General features: G+C 54.4%; 13 protein-coding genes, 5 tRNA genes and 1 other RNA gene. 10 read left to right on the top strand and 9 right to left on the bottom strand.

Annotated features, from left to right (window positions below):
- Positions 1–7: 7 nt before the first annotated feature.
- Both dnaX and ffs read right to left on the bottom strand, forming a co-directional pair.
- Positions 8–1858: a DNA polymerase III subunit gamma/tau gene (dnaX, locus tag JFL75_RS12715; protein ID WP_215627051.1), complete on the bottom strand. Its 1851-nt coding sequence runs from the start codon at positions 1856–1858 to the stop codon at positions 8–10.
- Positions 1859–1895: 37 nt separating this feature from the next.
- Positions 1896–1994, bottom strand: an RNA gene (gene ffs / locus JFL75_RS12710) — signal recognition particle sRNA small type.
- Between the two features lie 490 nt (positions 1995–2484).
- Between ffs and JFL75_RS12705 the strand changes: the two genes are divergently transcribed.
- A complete protein-coding gene (locus JFL75_RS12705) occupies positions 2485–3135 on the top strand; it encodes a CatA-like O-acetyltransferase (protein ID WP_215627050.1) in 651 nt (216 codons plus the stop codon).
- An 8-nt stretch (positions 3136–3143) separates the two neighbouring features.
- Here the strand turns inward: JFL75_RS12705 and JFL75_RS12700 are convergent.
- The 6 genes from JFL75_RS12700 to JFL75_RS12675 all read right to left on the bottom strand — a co-directional run bounded on the left by JFL75_RS12700 (position 3144) and on the right by JFL75_RS12675 (position 5717).
- A tRNA-Ser gene (locus JFL75_RS12700) sits at positions 3144–3230 on the bottom strand.
- Positions 3231–3641: 411 nt separating this feature from the next.
- Positions 3642–3728 (bottom strand) — tRNA-Ser (locus JFL75_RS12695).
- A gap of 49 nt (positions 3729–3777) precedes the next feature.
- Positions 3778–3851 (bottom strand) — tRNA-Arg (locus tag JFL75_RS12690).
- 281 nt (positions 3852–4132) lie between these two features.
- Positions 4133–4220 (bottom strand) — tRNA-Ser (locus JFL75_RS12685).
- A 243-nt stretch (positions 4221–4463) separates the two neighbouring features.
- Positions 4464–4548: transfer RNA gene (locus JFL75_RS12680), tRNA-Ser, on the bottom strand.
- A gap of 338 nt (positions 4549–4886) precedes the next feature.
- A complete protein-coding gene (locus JFL75_RS12675) occupies positions 4887–5717 on the bottom strand; it encodes a carbohydrate-binding family 9-like protein (RefSeq protein WP_215627049.1) in 831 nt (276 codons plus the stop codon).
- Between the two features lie 193 nt (positions 5718–5910).
- On the opposite strand from JFL75_RS12675, the gene JFL75_RS12670 reads away from it, so the two are divergent.
- The 6 genes from JFL75_RS12670 (at position 5911) to JFL75_RS12645 (ending at position 13236) form a co-directional block, all read left to right on the top strand.
- Entirely contained in the window at positions 5911–7104 is a 1194-nt protein-coding gene (locus JFL75_RS12670) for an ROK family transcriptional regulator (protein WP_215627048.1), read from the top strand.
- A gap of 49 nt (positions 7105–7153) precedes the next feature.
- Entirely contained in the window at positions 7154–8461 is a 1308-nt protein-coding gene (locus JFL75_RS12665) for an ABC transporter substrate-binding protein (RefSeq protein ID WP_215627047.1), read from the top strand.
- A 50-nt stretch (positions 8462–8511) separates the two neighbouring features.
- Positions 8512–9819 (top strand): ABC transporter substrate-binding protein, encoded by a 1308-nt coding sequence (locus JFL75_RS12660; RefSeq protein WP_215627046.1) that lies wholly within the window; start codon positions 8512–8514, stop codon positions 9817–9819.
- A gap of 105 nt (positions 9820–9924) precedes the next feature.
- Positions 9925–10806: a carbohydrate ABC transporter permease gene (locus JFL75_RS12655; RefSeq protein ID WP_215627045.1), complete on the top strand. Its 882-nt coding sequence runs from the start codon at positions 9925–9927 to the stop codon at positions 10804–10806.
- A gap of 9 nt (positions 10807–10815) precedes the next feature.
- Complete coding sequence (locus tag JFL75_RS12650) at positions 10816–11664, top strand: carbohydrate ABC transporter permease (RefSeq protein WP_432756656.1); 849 nt, start codon at positions 10816–10818, stop codon at positions 11662–11664.
- 90 nt (positions 11665–11754) lie between these two features.
- Entirely contained in the window at positions 11755–13236 is a 1482-nt protein-coding gene (locus JFL75_RS12645; protein WP_215627044.1) for a M81 family metallopeptidase, read from the top strand.
- A gap of 20 nt (positions 13237–13256) precedes the next feature.
- On the opposite strand, the gene JFL75_RS12640 is transcribed toward JFL75_RS12645, so the two are convergent.
- Entirely contained in the window at positions 13257–13883 is a 627-nt protein-coding gene (locus JFL75_RS12640; RefSeq protein ID WP_215627043.1) for an SAM-dependent methyltransferase, read from the bottom strand.
- Between the two features lie 106 nt (positions 13884–13989).
- On the opposite strand from JFL75_RS12640, the gene JFL75_RS12635 reads away from it, so the two are divergent.
- From JFL75_RS12635 to JFL75_RS12625, 3 genes are all read left to right on the top strand, one after another.
- Positions 13990–15063, top strand: a complete 1074-nt coding sequence (locus JFL75_RS12635) for a polyprenyl synthetase family protein (protein WP_215627042.1) — start codon at positions 13990–13992, stop codon at positions 15061–15063.
- A 42-nt stretch (positions 15064–15105) separates the two neighbouring features.
- Positions 15106–15753, top strand: coding sequence for a bifunctional nuclease family protein (locus JFL75_RS12630; protein ID WP_215627041.1), 648 nt, complete (start codon positions 15106–15108; stop codon positions 15751–15753).
- A gap of 94 nt (positions 15754–15847) precedes the next feature.
- Complete coding sequence (locus JFL75_RS12625; RefSeq protein WP_223292645.1) at positions 15848–16867, top strand: peptidoglycan DD-metalloendopeptidase family protein; 1020 nt, start codon at positions 15848–15850, stop codon at positions 16865–16867.
- Positions 16868–16911 lie beyond the last annotated feature (44 nt).

The raw sequence follows: 16911 nt of genomic DNA, 5'->3' as shown, positions 1-16911 counted from the left end.
CTCCAAATTAATGATCTTTTACTATGGTTCCCCGAAAAATCTGGCGGACAATTTCCAGCTGGGGCGCGGTTCCCTGGACCGCCGCATCCGGTCCGGGGGGCGGGCCGCTCCGTTCCGTAACGGTGAAGTTCCCGACCCGTACTCCGTATTCCCCCAGCAGGTCCCGGATTACGGTGCTATCCTTCTTTATCAGCTCCGCGGTAAGCGGATCCTGAACCGCAATGGTAAGTTTTTCCCCGTCCCATTCCCAGGCCAGGGATTTTGTCAGCGCCGAAGCAAGCATGCCCCGGTCGCGGTTCAGTTTCTGAATAACCTCCTCCCGTATCCGGGAAAGGTCCTCTCCTGGCGGATCGGCGGCGGCTGAATCATCTTCCTCCGCGGTCCCGTGGTCCGTTGCCGCACCGGCTTCCTCTTCGGGAAGATCTTCCCCGGGAAAAACATGCTCCGGAGATTCCTCCGGGGCAATCCCGCCGGACAGCGGAGTGCCGGCTTCCTTGGCCGCCAGAAACCGTTTGAAACCCTCCGTAAAAGCGCCGGGCTCGGACAGATTGATTCCTTCGGGCGCACCGCCGGGTTCCCGGTCCTCAAAAAACGATGTATCCGCCGGAGGAGGTGCACCCCCGGCGTCAGCTAAAGGGTGGGCTATCCCTCCCTGGGGCGGGCTTTTTTTTTCAGCCCCTCCGGACCCATGGGACCCCGGCCCTGGTATCCCGGCACTGAAGGCGCCGTTTTTAATGGCGGAAATTGCCTGACCCATCTCCGCCGGACTGATCCATTTGCCGAGCCAGCACAGTTTGGAAACCGCGGTTTCGAGTTCAAACCGCGGCGAAACGGAATAGCGTATATCCCGGTACAGATCAAGCAGCAGGGAGACGGCCCGTTCAATATGGATTGAATCCAGGGCTCCGGTCACGGCCGCTGAAAACCGGTCCGGGGTATATCCCAGCAGGGATTCCCGGGTGATACCGTTTTTGAGCAGCAGGATACTGCGGTAATAGGTCGCCAGGTCTATGACAAACTGTTCGATGGCAACCCCACTCTCGAGGATCGAATCGATGAGGCCGAAAGCCGCGGCTGTATCGCTGGCCGCGCAGGCTTCAGCCAGGGCGTTCATGGTGTCCAGGCCGATAAGGCCGAGTTTCTCCCGGATAAGCTGCGCCCGGATATGGCCGTCGGAAAAAGACGCCACCTGGTCAAACAGGGTATACGCGTCCCGGAGGCTGCCGGTGGATTCCTTGGCGATCCAGAACAGGGCTTCGTCCTCAGCCTGGATATTCATTTCATCGCAGGTCGCCCGGAGTATGCCGGAAATGGTTTCAATGGGAATAAGCCGGAACGCGAACTGCTGGCAGCGGCTTTTTATGGTGGCCGGCACCTTGTGGAGTTCAGTGGTGGCGAAGATAAAGACGATATACGGGGGCGGTTCCTCAATGGTTTTGAGCAGCGCGTTGAAGGCGCTGTTGGAGAGCATGTGCACTTCGTCGATAATGTATATTTTATACCGGCCGGAGTTGGGCGGGAACAGGACTTCATCCTTGATCTGGCGCACGTCGTTTACGCTGGTATTGGAAGCGCCGTCAATTTCAATGATATCCATGCTCGCGCCCCGGCTGATCTCCCGGCAGTTCGCGCATTCGCCGCAGGGAACCGCGGTGGGGCCTTTTTCGCAGTTGAGGGACCGGGCGAGAATACGGGCGGCGCTGGTTTTGCCGCATCCCCGGGGGCCGGAGAAAAGGTACGCGTGGGCTATCTGGCCGGTTTCGATGGAGCTTTTCAGGGTGGCGACCACAAAATCCTGTCCGGCGAGTTCATCGAATGTTTTTGGACGCCGCCGGGTGGCGGTTACTTCGTATGCCATAGTTTTAGTATACCATGAAGGGCGACAAAAAAAACCCCGTAACCAGGGATGCCACGGCGCCGCAGGCAGCCGCTTGCCGTTGCTTCCTTCCGGACCTGGCGGAGTTGGGCGGTGTCTGCTCGCATGGTTCCTGGCTGCGGGGTAATACGGAGACCGGAGGATTCGAACCTCCGAATACCAATTCTCCCTGCAGGTACAGTTTTCCTTTTTTGTACTGTAAAATCCTGGCTTGTATAGTACTTTCGTTTCCACGGGCCTGTCAAGGATGAGGGGAAGCATAGTAGGGGGAGCACAGGGTCTTCCAAGCCGGAATACACCCGTTTTTACCGGTGCTGCGGGTCCTGTCATGGTAAAAGGATGATGGCGGCGTGTCGGCCTGCGGCCTCGAAAGCCGCTCATCATCCCTTTGCCATGACACCCGGCGCTGCCGGTACGGCGGGTGTGTTCCGGCTTAACTGGCTCGGTGCTGCCCGGTTAAGAGGGCTGCTCCCCCTCGCTCCAGACGTGCCGCCATGGGCGGCACGTCTTACGCTACCCCCACTTCGGGTGCCTGGGTTCGGCTGCCTCGATCTCCGGTTGTACTTCCGGCACCGTATGCTATAGTACTAAGCTGAAAGGAGCGGTTTATGTTTACCCCAATAGATTTTGACGCCTGGGAGCGGAAGGAAATTTACCAGCGTTTTTACGGTTACAGCTATACGGTAACCGCCGATGTGGATATTACCGCGTTCCTTCTGAGAATCAGGAACCGGGGATTTAAATTCTACCCGTCTATATGCTACGCGCTGACCAAGGTTGTCAATGAAAACCGGGATTTCCGGTACGGCAAAATGGATGGGAAAATCGGATTCTGGGATACACTCGATACCCATTACACCCTTTTAAGAAAGGATACAGCGCTCTTTACCCATATGGTAACGGCCTTTACCGAAGATCCGGACCGCTATCACAGGCAGTTTATCACGGATAAAGAAGCCGCCGAGGCGGGGAGCAGCCTCTATTATAACAATGCCTCTCCTATAGATACATTCCATATATCTATCATTAAGACGGTTAAATTTACCTCGTTGAGTTTGTCGAAACCGGCTTCCTATACCCATTCCGACAGTGATACCACGAGCTTTGTCCCCTTTGCCACCATCGGTAAATACGAAACCAGCGGCACCAAAACATTGATGCCGCTGGCGGTTGAGTTCAATCACAGTGTAAATGACGGATACCATGCGGGGGTATTTTTCGAGAAAGTACAGGAATGCCTGGACACTGTTTTGTTATAGAAAAAATACGGAGAGAGAGGGATTTGAACCCTCGGTGCTCTCTCAAGCACACACGCTTTCCAAGCGTGCACCTTCGACCACTCGGACATCTCTCCAAATAAAACGTACTGCCGGCAATGGTTGCCTTCCGGAGAGAGAGGGATTCGGTCTTCGTCGCAAACTTCGTGTTTGCGCCTCCGACCCGTCTCGCCTTCTTCCGGCGGCATCCCGCCGCCTCTTCCTCCCTTTGGTCGGCGAAGGCTCGTTTCGAATCCCGCCGGTAAGGCTTTTTATGTCCTTACTCCCAAAGAAGAAATACACGGCAATGGTTGCCTTCCGGAGAGAGAGGGATTCGGTCTTCGTCGCAAACTTCGTGTTTGCGCCTCCGACCCGTCTCGCCTTCTTCCGGCGGCATCCTGCCGCCTCTTCCTCCCTTTGGTCGGCGAAGGCTCGTTTCGAATCCCCACCTGTAAGGCTCTTTAAATCCTTACTCCCGCTGAAAGAAATATACGGCAATGGTTGCCTTCCGGAGAGAGAGGGATTCGAACCCTCGGAGCCCTCGCGGGCTCAACGGTTTTCGAGACCGCCCGATTCAACCGCTCTCGCATCTCTCCAATATCGATAAAAGGCCGGTTTCCCTGCCCCTTATTGATGATAACAGCTTGAGGCTGAGAGGATTCGAACCTCCGACCTTCAGATCCGCAATCTGATGCTCTATCCAGCTGAGCTACAACCTCATTAGACAAATGCTATACCCATGGTACAGCATTACGGAGCAGGGGGGATTCGGTTTTTTCCGCAAACATCCTGTTTGCTCCAAAAACCCGCCTACGCCTTCTTTCGACGGCATCAACCCTATGGGTTGGCATCGATAGGAATTATATCCTACGCCGCCTTGCGGCGGCTTTCGATGTCCTGCCGTCTCTTCCTCCCTCCGGTCGGCGAAGGCTCCGTTTCGAATCCCCGCCTTTAAGCAAAAGCTTTAACACAGAAGTAAGAAAAAACTGCAATAACCGTACGGAGCAGGGGGGATTCGAACCCCCGGTACCCTTTCGGGGCACAACTCCTTAGCAGGGAGCCCGATTCAGCCGCTCTCGCACCGCTCCAAGAGTTTCCATCTGGATGTTTGGCATCCGTAATCCGTAACGTGACGGTAAAAGCGGAGCAGGGGGATTCGGTCTCCGCCGCAAACATCCTGTTTGCGCCTCCGACCCGCCTACACCTTCTTCCGGCGGCTTCCTGCCGCCTTTTCCTCCCTTTGGTCGGCGAAGGTTTCGGTTCGAATCCCCGCCTTTTGGGTTTTTACCCATTCACCAAAAAAAGAAACACCCGCAACGTGACGGCAAAAGCGGAGCAGGGGGGATTCGAACCCCCGGAACCTTTCGGCTCAACGGTTTTCAAGACCGCCTCCTTCAACCGCTCGGACACCGCTCCAGAATGGCTCTTTACGATATCTGATTCCGGTTTTGATGTCAAGAGTATGGGTATTGCAGAGACTCTGCGGGCAGAAAGCGCCCGTATTTGCCGGTTCTGCGGGCCCGGTCACGGAGCCCCTTTACGGATAACCAGCAGAACCCAGGACCCTGAAGAGGGGGTAGCGTAAGACTTGCCGCTTATAGCGGTAAGTCTGCAGCGAGGGGGAGCAGCCCTCTTCTAAGGGCAGTACCGAGCCGGTTAGGCCGGAAAGCCCCGTCCGTACCGATAACGCCGGGTGTCGCAGAACCGCTGCACACGGGTGCTTTCCGGTTTGAAAGACCCGGTGCTCCCCCGCATCAGGAAGTTTTTTCTGTAAAATGGAGATACGAAAAACTTTCGGGGATATGCGAGTCGTACACTCCGTGCTCATTGAGCGACCAGGCGACGCTGGGATCGACGGTTTTGCCGTGGTACTGCAGGGCTTCGAACCGGAAGAACGCGGCCCGGAGGGTATCCCCTTCCTTGGGCGGGAAACTCCGGGTAGCGTACATCTTCTGAATCCCTTCCCAGGGGAAAGCAATTTCCACGGTCCAGCCTTTGTCTATATCGGAAGAATCATTCATGGTGCCGTAGGTTTTAACCGCGGATTTGAGTCCCGGGAAATCGTAATCCATAAAAGCCCACCGTTTTCCCCGGGGGTGCTTTCCGATGCGGGACGCGTCCTGGAAGCCGCACAGTATGTCAACATTCCGGTTATAGAGATCGAATTCGGGGGTATCGAAACGGCCGCCTTTTTTCAGGGCGTCCTGGTAAATGAAAAACACTTCGTATATTGTATTGTAGGTATTTACTTCGAATTCGTAATAGCAGTCCTCACCGTCAAAGAAAACCTCAATATCATTGTCAAACCAAATGAATGAATCCCGTTCGGTCTGGGATGCCCTGAGAAAGGGTTCATCCAGCCAGAACGCGACGTACAGGTTTTTATCGTCCCAGAGGGTGGCGATCCGTGTGTCGAGAAAGCCCGGCTCTCCGCTTACGAGGTCGACAAACCTTCGGGATTTCTGCGCGTTTTTCCACACGGGTTTTTCCAGGTCGCCGTCGATGGTTATGGGCCCGCTGGTCCTGCAGCAGGTATAATGGGCGAGGCGGTCTTCCGAAATTCCCCTGTACAGATCATTGCTCATCTTTTTACTCCTTTAGTCTGCCTGCCGCAGTATATACCATAACCGCCGCAGGGAGAAGTTGTTCCTCCGGTACTGTATAACATTTTTTTGTATTATAGTTTGAAAAATATTTTTTGAAATAGTTTGTTGACTAATCATACTAATATGATATACTTGTGATATCCTAATGTCAAGGAAAACCAGGAAACGGCGGATGATCGATATTGGACTGCCTCCCTACGTGGAGGGGATGACCGGAGACAAAAGCCTCAGCAAGGCCGTGAACCGCGGCATTCTCCTGGACCTGCTCCGAAGGGAAGGTGAAATTTCCCGGGCCGCCCTGGCGAAAAAAAGCGGCCTCAATAAGGCGACCGTTTCATCCCAGGTAGCGGAACTGATAGAAATGGGTGTCGCCCGGGAAACCGGCACCGGCGTGTCCGATCTTGGCCGAAAACCGGTGATGCTTGAAATAGACGGGAACGCGGGATACGCACTGGGTATATCCATTAATTCCGAATCCCTTCATATTATTTCAATGAATTTATCCGGGAAAATAATCCTGGATGAACTGCAGGAAATCAAAGACAGCAGTCCCGGTACGGTAATCCGCCACATAGGCAGGGTTATTAAGTCCGCGGAAAAGAAAATCGGAGAGTCCCGGTTCGGGTTATTCGGACTCGGTATCGCGGTCCCCGGTGTTGTCGCCCGGAACAACGACCATGTGGTCCGTTCCGCAAAACTTAACTGGCGGGATGTTTCCCTCAAGGACGCGGTAGCCGGAAAATTCGGGGGAATCCTCCACATCGGAAACGACTCCACCCTGGCTACTATAGCGGAACGGGAGCTCTACGCTCCCGACGCGGACGACCTTATCTGCGTGCTCATCGATGAAGGTATCGGCTCCGGGGCGTATTTTAACGGCACAGTTCAATACGGCCACAACGGGAAATTCGGTGAAGTCGGGCACATGACGATCATGCACAACGGCCCCCGCTGTCCCTGCGGCAATATCGGATGCTGGGACTTATTCGGAACCGAAATGGCTTTGCGGCAGAATCTTGCGAAAGCCGGGGACGGCAAGCTGCCCAGCCTCGCCGCCCTGCTTGATCTCGCCCGGGAAATCCCGGGGTGGAGCCGGGATATATTTTTTGATTTTATCGAATATTTAACCACCGGGGTTGTGAGCCTCATCAACGCGTTCTCGCCGGCGGTGGTAATTATAAACAGTGATGTCCTCAATGTATCGCCGCCGCTTTTTGAGCGGTTAAAAACAGAAGTTGCCGACCGGGTTATGACCAAGTCGCCGGAATGTGAAATCAGGGTTTCTACCCTGGGAAAGGCTGCCCCAGCCATGGGGGCCTGTATCGCCGTAACTGAACGGTTTTTTCACGGGCTGGTGGTCAAATAATTTTGGGGAAATTCTGCCTGGCGGGATTTTTATATTGCAGGAGGTGGTTATGAAAAAGAGAATGTTGCTGGCGGTATTGGCCGCTGCCGCAGTAATTTCAGTTTTTGCTGGAGGCAAAAGTGACGATGGAACCGCGGCGGGAGGTCCGGTCACCCTGTCGGTATACATGCAGCTTGATCTCGCGGATCCCCGGTACGCGTACTGGCCCGAGACCGTAGCCGCCTTTGAGGCGCAGCATCCGGAAATTAAACTTGATTTTGAATACGTCGCGGATGAGCAGTTCCATGATAAATTCCAGACCATGGCCGCGGCCGGCGCGATTCCCGATGTTTTTACCTGCTACGCCGGGGCACGGTCAAACTATATTCTGGACCGCGGCGCCGTCAAGGATCTCCGGCCGTATTTGACCGACGCGTTTAAAGCAAACTACAATGCCGCCCTCTGGCAGCCCCAGGGCCCCAACGGCGAGATTTACATTATCTCGCCCAATATGGCGGTGTGCACCGAAGTGTATATCAACACTAAGCTGCTCCGGGAACTGAACCTTACCAAGGCAGTAACCCTGGAAGAAATGATCGCCCAGGTTCCGGCCATCCGGGCCGCGGGATACACCCCGCTGATGTTCGCGAACAAAGGGCAATGGCAGGCGTCATCCTTCCTGCTTTCCATGCTGGTCCACCGTATGGGCGGAACCGCCTGGTTCGACAAGGCCATGACCGGCGAGGCGAAATTCACGGATAAGCCCTTTGTGGATGCCCTGGCGATTGTAAAACGTATGGTGGATGAACGGCTCTTCCCCGCGGGTGTCAACCAGATGGAAGGTCACGAAGGCTGGGGTGAATTTGTGCGGGGCAACGCGGTGTATCTGCTGGAAGCCGGCTACCGCATCGGCGCTATCCAGAATGCCGCTGATCCCGCTGATTTCGCGCAGTACGAAGTAATGGCGTTCCCCGCGGTTCCCGGAGAAATAATCAAGGGGTCCAGCGCGGCAACTCTTGGGCAGGCCCTGGCCATGAATAAAAATCTGAGCGGCGCGAAAGCGGAAGCCGCGTGGAAATTCCTCAGCTTTATTTACGGCCCCGTGGGCGCGGATATCTTTGTGAAGCACGGCAACGTATCCACGTATAAGCTTGATTATTCAAAATACAACCTTGATACGCTCAACCGGCAGTACATTGGCCTCATCGAAGACCAGCCCATGGGATACGTTATCGACGCCAAGATGAACGGAGAGGGCGTTAACCGGGTCCTCAACCCCGGCATTCAGGCGGTTATGATGGGCGCCAAGACCCCCGCACAGCTCGCCGCGGAATATGAAGCCTGGGTCGCGGCTAACGACACCAACAGAAAGCGGTAATAGTAATAAGTGCCCCGCCTGGCCGGGGTTTATATAAACAGGAGGCTACTATGAAAAAATTGTTCTTAACATCATTGCTGCTGGTAGCAATGATGGCAGCTGTGTTTGCCGGCGGGAAAAGCGACGACGGCGTAAGCGCGGACGGGTCGGTAACCCTGTCGGTGTACATGCAGATTGATCTTGCCAATCCTCAGTACATCTACTGGCCGAAGACCCTGGAGGCATTCGCGGCAAAATATCCCAATATCAAACTCGAGTTTGAATATGTTTCGGGCGAACAGTTCCATGACAAATTCCAAGCCATGGCCGCTGCCAACGATATCCCGGATCTCTTCACCTGCTACGCCGGCGCGCGGTCAAATTATATTCTCGAGCGGGGAATGGTTAAGGATCTCCGGTCCTACCTGACCGACGATTTCAAGTCTCATTATAATGAAGCTATCTGGCAGCCCCAGGGCCCCAACGGGGAAATCTATATTATTTCCCCCAACATGGCGGTCTGTACCGTGGTCTACGTCAATACCAGACTCCAGAAGGAACTGGGATTGTCCATGCCCAAGACCCTGGATGAAATGATCGCTCAGGTTCCGGCTATCCGCGCCGCGGGATACACCCCGCTGATGTTCGCGAATAAAGGCCAGTGGCAGGCTCAGTCATTCCTGCTTTCCATGCTGACGGACCGCATGGGCGGTACCGCCTGGTTTGACAAAGCCATGAGCGGTCAGGCGAAATTTACGGACAAGCCCTTTGTGGACGCCATTGCCGTAATCAAGCGCATGGTGGACGAACGGCTCTTCCCCGCGGGTGTCAACCAGCTGGAAGGTCCCGAAGCATGGGGCGATTTCGTCCAGGGCAAATCCGTGTATCTGCTTGACGCGGGCTGGCGGATCTCCGCCCTCAAGGGCGCCGCGACTCCCGCGGAATTCGCCGCTTATCAGGCAATCGCGTTCCCCGCTGTTCCCGGCGAAGTGGTGCACGGCTCCAGCGCCGCGACCCTCGGAGAAGCCCTGGCTATGAATAAAAATCTTTCCGGCCCCAAAGCCGATGCCGCCTGGAAATTCCTGAGCTTCATCTACGGTTTTGAAGGTTCTGATATCCTGATGCAGCACGGAACGGTTCCGACCTACAAGCTGGATTACTCCAAGTACAATCTGGACACGCTTAACCGGCAGTACATTGACCTCATCAACTCCCAGTCCATGGGCTATGTCATTGACGCCAAGATGGACGGAGAAGGGGTGAACAATATACTGAATCCCGGAATCCAGGCTGTCATGATGGGCGCCAAAACCCCCGCACAGCTCGCTTCAGAATATGAAACCTGGGTAGCTGCCAACGACTCCAACAGAAAGAAATAAGCACTATACAGCCGGGGGTTTCCCGGCTGTAGGCCGGGATGTCCGTAAAGCAGGCGCCCCGGCCGGCACCCCCCGGAAGGGGGATCCTGTATGCAAGGGGGCCCCATGCGCTACAATATGTCAAAAAAAATAAGCTATTTCAGTTTTATTATGCCCGCCTTTATCATTTACATCAGCGTCATTATTTTCCCGGTTATTTTCAGTTTTGTCCTTGGCTTTACCCAGTGGAAAGGATACGGGGAAATGAAGTTCGTCGGGATGGATAACTATATACGGATGTTTAAGGATCCGGTTTTTCACATTGGGTTCCGCAATAATATCATGATAGTTCTGGTCTCCGTCTTCGGACAGATTCCCCTGGGCATGCTCCTGGCGTATATGCTCTACCGCAAAATGGTAAAGCAGGCGAATGTTTTTGAGGTTCTCATTTTCCTTCCCATAACTATTTCTTCGGTTATCATCGCGCAGCTCTGGAACCGGGTATTTTCCCCTGTCGGAATCATACCGGCCATTGTCAGAAGTATAACGGGAAACAGCGAATACGTGATGACAATTTTTGAAAACAAGAATCTCGCCATTGTACCGATCATGTTCGTATTGCTCTGGCAGCATACCAGTTTGTACATGGTCATATTCCTGGCAAATCTCCAGCGCATTCCCAATTCCGTTATCGAAGCGGCCCAGCTTGAAGGTGCCCGGGAAGGCCAGATTTTCGTAAAAATCATAATGCCCATGCTCGGGTATGTAATTTTCATCAACTCAATCCTCGCCATTTCCGGAAGTTTTAAAAGCTTCGATCTCATATATTCCATGACCGGCGGCGGTCCCGCCCACTATACCGAAGTGATCGCCGTGTACATGTACAACACTACTTTTGTGCACCAGAATTACGGATACGGGAGCGCCCTTTCCATAATTATCATCCTCTTTATCGTAATTTCCATCAGCCTCACCCGGGCCGTCACCCGGGCGTTTAAAGTGGAGTAGGGGGAAACCATGAGTGAAATGTCTTCACTGCACCGGGCGCCGGCATCGTGGCGCGCGAGCGCCTATATCATCATGATCCTGTTCGCGGTTCTGACGATTTTTCCGCTGATATGGCTGGGATACTCGTCCCTCAAGCCTCACGCGGAAATTATCCGGTATCCCCTGGCGCTGCCCAAGGCTCCGTCCCTCAACAATTACTTCCGCGCGTGGACCATGGGCGGTCTCGGCCCGGCCCTGATGAACAGTTTTATCTACACCATCATCGCCACAATATCGACCCTGTTCCTCGCCCTGGCCGCCGCGTTCGGGATCACGAAGTTCCCCTTTAAAAGCCGGAGCTTTTTTACCGGGGCATTCTCCCTGGGGCTCATGATTACGGTACACGCCGTAATCATTCCGCTGTTTCTCGTTGAAGTCAGGATGGGACTTATCAACAAGCGGCTGGGGGTAATTATTCCCTATATTGCCTTTGACCTGCCCATGTCCATCATGATCGCCATTTCCTACGTCCGGGGAATTCCCGACGCCCTGATCGAGTCGGCGGAAATCGACGGCGCCAAATACCGGTACGTTTTCTGGCAGATGATTGTTCCTCTGTCGACTCCGGTAATCGCCACCATGGTGATCCTGTCGTTCCTTCGGCACTGGAATGAATTCCTGTTCGTGTTTATCTTTACCACAAAAACGGCGCTGAAGAGTCTCCCCGTGGCAATTACCCAGTTCGCGGGAAGGCAGAATATCGAATACGGCCTGCAGTACGCGTCCCTGGTTATAGGTATACTGCCCATGATCATTTTCTATTTCATATTCCATAAACAGCTCATCAAGGGATTCGGCGAAGGTTCCCTCAAAGAATAGCGGTATGTTTTTTTCTGCCGGCCGCGCCCGCGGCCGGTTTTCATAGTTCCGGATTTTTTTCCGGTGTTTACAAAAAAGAAAGAGGTTGTTATGCGCGTAGTCATCGGCGGAATGAACCATGAATCAAATACCTTCAATCCGATTATTACCGGGCCGGAAGACTTTGTGGTATTCCGGGGAGAAGAGATGCTGACCAAAGGGATGCTGCCCTATTATTCATCCACGGGAATAATAAATACCCTCAGCGCCGCAGGATGCGAAATTATTCCCACCGTCCTGGCCCGGGCCGTACCCAACGGTGTTGTGTCCGGTCCTTTTTATCAATCCATAAAAAGTGAGCTTATTGAACGGATCAAAACAGCCAAGGCGGCGGGACCCATCGACGGTATCTGCCTGGGACTGCACGGGTCCATGAAAGTTGAAGGAATCGGGTGCGCCGAAGGAGATCTGCTTACCGCGATCCGGGAATTGCTGCCGGATATTCCCCTTACGGTGGCGCTGGATATGCACGCCACCATTACCCCGGAAATGCTTAAGACCGCCAATGCCTTTGTGGGCTATAAAACCGCTCCCCATATTGACTGCCAGCAGACCGGGGAGCACGCGGCGCGGATGCTCCTGGCGTCCCTGGAAACAGGAAGGAAACTGTACACCGCGTACCGGCGTATTCCCATGCTGGTGGCGGGAGAAAAATCGGAATCCGAAGCGGAACCCATGAAGTCCCTGATAAAGGACTGCCGGGATATGGAGAACAGGCCCGGGGTTGAGGCCGCGTCATTCCTCCTGGGCTTTCCCTGGGCGGATACTGAACACAACGCCTGCTGCGCCCTCGTGAGCGGCTTTGATGATCCCGCGGCGGCCGAAGAGACCGCCCGGGAGCTGGCGGAACGGTTCTGGAAACGGCGGCGGGATTTCAGTTTCCGGAGCGAATACTATGATTCCGCTGAATCCATGAAAAAGGCTTATGAAGCGGTGCTCGAGAAACGGGAGCATCCGGTGTTTGTTTCCGACTCCGGGGATAATCCCACCGCCGGCGCCGCCGGGGACGCCACGGATATCCTGGAACGGATCATGGAAACCATGGATACCGTGGACAGGCTCCCGACCCAGCTTTTGTACAGCGGGTTTTACGACGCCCCGGCGGCTGAAGCCTGCATCAAAGCCGGAACCGGAGCAATGGTGGATATTACCGTGGGCGGCAACTGGGACACGATTAATGGTAAGAAAATTCCCATCAAGGCCCAGGTTAAGAAGATTGTCCGGGATTTCGGTCCCTACCATTCGGACCTGGTGCTTATTTCCTGCCGGAATATGCTGATGGTGCTTACTTCAAAACACATAGGGTTCGGGGATGACGAGCTGCTGCCTGCACTGGGAGTGAATGCCGCGGAGTACTGCCTGGTGGTCGTTAAGCTGGGCTACCTGGAACCGTGTTTCCGTACCATCGCGCAGCGGGCTATCATGGCCACATCCAAGGGATGTTCCAACGAGGTTCTGGAGAGCATTCCCTATAAACTGGTCCGGCGTCCCCTGTATCCTCTGGACCCGGATATGGAGTGTTCCTTTACCTGACGACTGTAAGGGCTGTCCGCCTATTTTCTTCCAAGCCCGAGGTAATACGTTTCAAATGAATTGGAGCGGCACGCCTCGGGTTTGTAGCTTTTCCCCGTATCAAAAAGTTCCCGGACCCGTTTGAGCACCGAAACCGTATCGCCGCCCTGGAACACCTTTACCGCCAGAGCCCCACCCGGGGCCAGTCCGGTTTCCGCGTAATATAAAACTTCCTCCGCCAGGGCCTGGGACCGGAGGCTGTCCACCGAACGGTTGCCGGAAGTAGCCGGCGCGGCGTCGCTGAGAACCACATCGTAGGGCCCTTTTCCGAGCAGGATTTCCCGGGTTTCCGGCAGGGTGATATCCCCCTGGATGAAAAAGAAGTTGTCACCGTCGAACAGTCCTTTATCGTACTGGCGCGAAAGCGGGGAAAGGTCCGCCGCGGCAAGAAAAACCCGCGCGCCGAATTTCCGCAGGACATAGAGGCTCCAGCTGCCCGGGGCCGCGCCGATGTCGAGAATTTTTATCTGCCCCGGCGATCCTTCCCGGGCGGGTTTGAAAATACGGAACCGTTCATCGATTTCCTTGAGTTTATACACCGAACGGGCCGGATACCCTTCTTTTTGGGCTTTGAGGGACCAATGGTCAAGTTCCTTGTATTTCGCCATAAAACCGTTTCCTGCGCGGGCTGGGCCGTCAATCCGAAAGCAAGAAATCTCTTTTGTTCGGATTCCAGGTCTTCCATCCCGGGCTTCCCTTGGTTAGAATAGTGGTATGAATCAACAGTATAGTCTACGGCTTGAAAAAATTGAAGAAGCCCTGGGGGCCGCCCTTCCGGAAATTCCCGGCGCCTCCTGGATGGCCCGGTCCTTTACCGGATTTACCGGCAAGGTCCCGCTGGATTTGGTTAAGACCCTGACCATCCCGGGCCGGGACCTGCTTGACCGCGGGGGAAAACGCTGGCGGCCGCTGCTCATGACCCTGGTGTGCGAAGCCCTTGGGGGCGGTGATTCCGCAATTCCCCTTACGCCGCTGGTGGAATTTCCCCATAACGCCAGCCTTATCCACGATGATATTGAAGATAACTCCGATGAGCGCCGGGGTAAGCCGGCGGTGCATCTCCTGTACGGGATGGACACCGCAATCAACGCGGGAAGTTTTCTGTACTTCCTTCCCCTGAGCTGCGTTGACCGGTGGGAAGCATCCCCGGAACGGAAAAACATGGTTTATGCCGTATGGGCCGAATACCTCAGGCGGCTCCATCTGGGACAGGGCATGGATATCGCCTGGCACCGGGATTTCTCATCCCTCCCGAAGATTGAGGAATATATGGAAATGTGCAGGCTCAAAACCGGCGTCCTGGCCCGGATGGCGGCGGTGCTGGGAGTGTATATCGCGGGGAATTCCTCCGGGACAAGAAATTCCGCGGACGAGCGGGATCTTGGAGAAAACCTCGGCCGGGGTGCGGAAAGCCTCGGCGTGGGGTTCCAGATCCTTGACGACGTAAAGAACCTGACCACCGGCAATCCCGGAAAAAAACGGGGAGACGATATTGTGGAAGGTAAGAAAAGCCTACCGATTCTTCTGTACCTCCATCAGCAGAAGGACCGGGTGGATTTCGTTTCCCGCTGTTTTTCCGCGGCCCGGGAGAAAGGCGCCCGCGCGGATGAGGTGGAAGAACTGATTTCCGCGCTGGAGGGAGCGGGGGTGATAGAAGAAGCCCGGCAGCACGGTCTCGGACTTATTGACGCGGGGGAGAAGGTATTCGGTGATGATTTGGCCAAAGCCATACCGGAAGAAAATGAAGCCCGGAAACTGCTTTCCGGGTTTGTCGGACTTCTCCTGTAAGGCTGCCCGCGGGCAGTGCAGGCAGTCTGTCTGGGAGGCCAAATGGTAAAAATGGTAGAAGCTGAAATATGGACAGTTACCCGTACCGACCAGGGAAACGCCGTCCTGCTCCGGCCTATCGGATCGGAGCAGACCGTTCCTATTTTCATCGGACAGCTGGAAACACAATCCATACTGATCGGATACGGAAACATTCCTATTGTGCGGCCCCTGACCCACGATTTGCTGCTTTCCGTTCTCACTGTGTCCGATATGTATCTGGACCGTGTTGAGATTCATGATTTAAAAAACAATACATTTTACTCCCGGCTTATTCTGCAGCACAGGAGCGCCCCCGGTGACAATCCGGTTGTCATCGACTGCCGTCCGTCCGACGCTCTGGCGCTGGCGGTCCGCAGTCCCTGCCCCGTACTGATCAGCGAAGCCGTGGTGAAACAGGCCGGGGTCTCAATAAATCTTATGATTGACGCGGCGGAAAACCCGGGTGATTTTCCCGAATTCATTCCTACTACCGAATTTGAACGTGTTTCAGGGAACGTTATTGACCCGGACCCGGACACACGGCGGAGAAAGCTCAAAGCTGAACTGGACCTTTGCCTGGCGGCGGAGGAATACGAGCGGGCTGCGGAAATACGGGATCTGCTGCTGCTCCTGGATTCCGCCGATAATACGGAAAACCAAAAAATCTGAATCTAATTTGCAATGGATAATAAACCGATATACAATAAAGATTAATGTTTCTTTTCATTAATTAAAAAATCCCTTGTATCAGCGGGGGCCTAAAATGAATTTCAAATACGGTACATTTATAAAAGTTTTTCTTGGATGTATCCTTGCCGCTTCCTTCATGTATGTCGTTATACCCATTGATACGGTTCCGAATGACGGTCCCGGGGCATTATTGCCTGCTGCCGGAGACAGTGCCCCGGAACTCCTGGAAGCAACCCTGGATAATACCGGCGGTATGGGCATGCCTTATACCGTTACCCTGGCCGGCGGTCTTACGGCACTGGACCTGGCTCCGGATACACAGGATGCGGTATCCGGCGTGCCGGGACCGGAATTGTATTTCCGGCCGCAGACGCTTCATTTTGTGCCATATACTATCCAAAAAGATGATACCATCAGCAAAATTGCCCAGGATTTCGGGCTTGCCCAGGATACGCTGATTTCGGTAAACGGAATAAAGAACTCCCGTCTTCTGCAGATTGGCCGGATGCTTAAAGTTCCGAACCAGGACGGCATCGTCCATACGGTTAAGAAGGGTGACACCCTTTCGTCAATTGCCGGAAGGTATGAATGCGATATGGCCGCAATCCGCGTTGCAAATGAACTGTTTTCCGAAACCATAAACGCGGGAACCGATATTTTCGTTCCCGGTGCCCGTCTGGACCGTGTCACCCTGCAGGAAATCAACGGGGAGCTTTTTATCTGGCCGGTCCGGAGTTACGTAACTTCACCCTACGGGTACCGTTCCAGTCCTTTTACGGGAAAACGGCAGTTCCATACGGGAATGGATATCGGGGCCCCCATGGGAACTCCGATACAGGCCGCCATGGCGGGCCGGGTAAGCGCTACCGGGTACGATGATATTTCCGGGAATTACGTTATCATTACCCATCATTCGGGATATCGTACGTTATATGCCCACATGAGTGTTATCAGAACGAAAACCGGAACCTATGTCAGAACCGGCGACCGGATCGGGGATGTGGGAAGTACCGGTCTCAGTACCGGACCGCATGTCCACTTTACGGTGTACAAGAATGGTGTCACCGTAAACCCCAGGATATTAATGAAATGATTGCGATGGGTCCGGTTATTCATCCGCAGGCATTGACCGGATGA

This window comes from Breznakiella homolactica (genome assembly GCF_016616095.2).
GTDB lineage: Bacteria > Spirochaetota > Spirochaetia > Treponematales > Breznakiellaceae > Breznakiella > Breznakiella homolactica.
The sequence above is the reverse complement of the archived record's forward strand: the minus strand, read 5'-3'. Positions and strand labels throughout refer to the sequence as shown.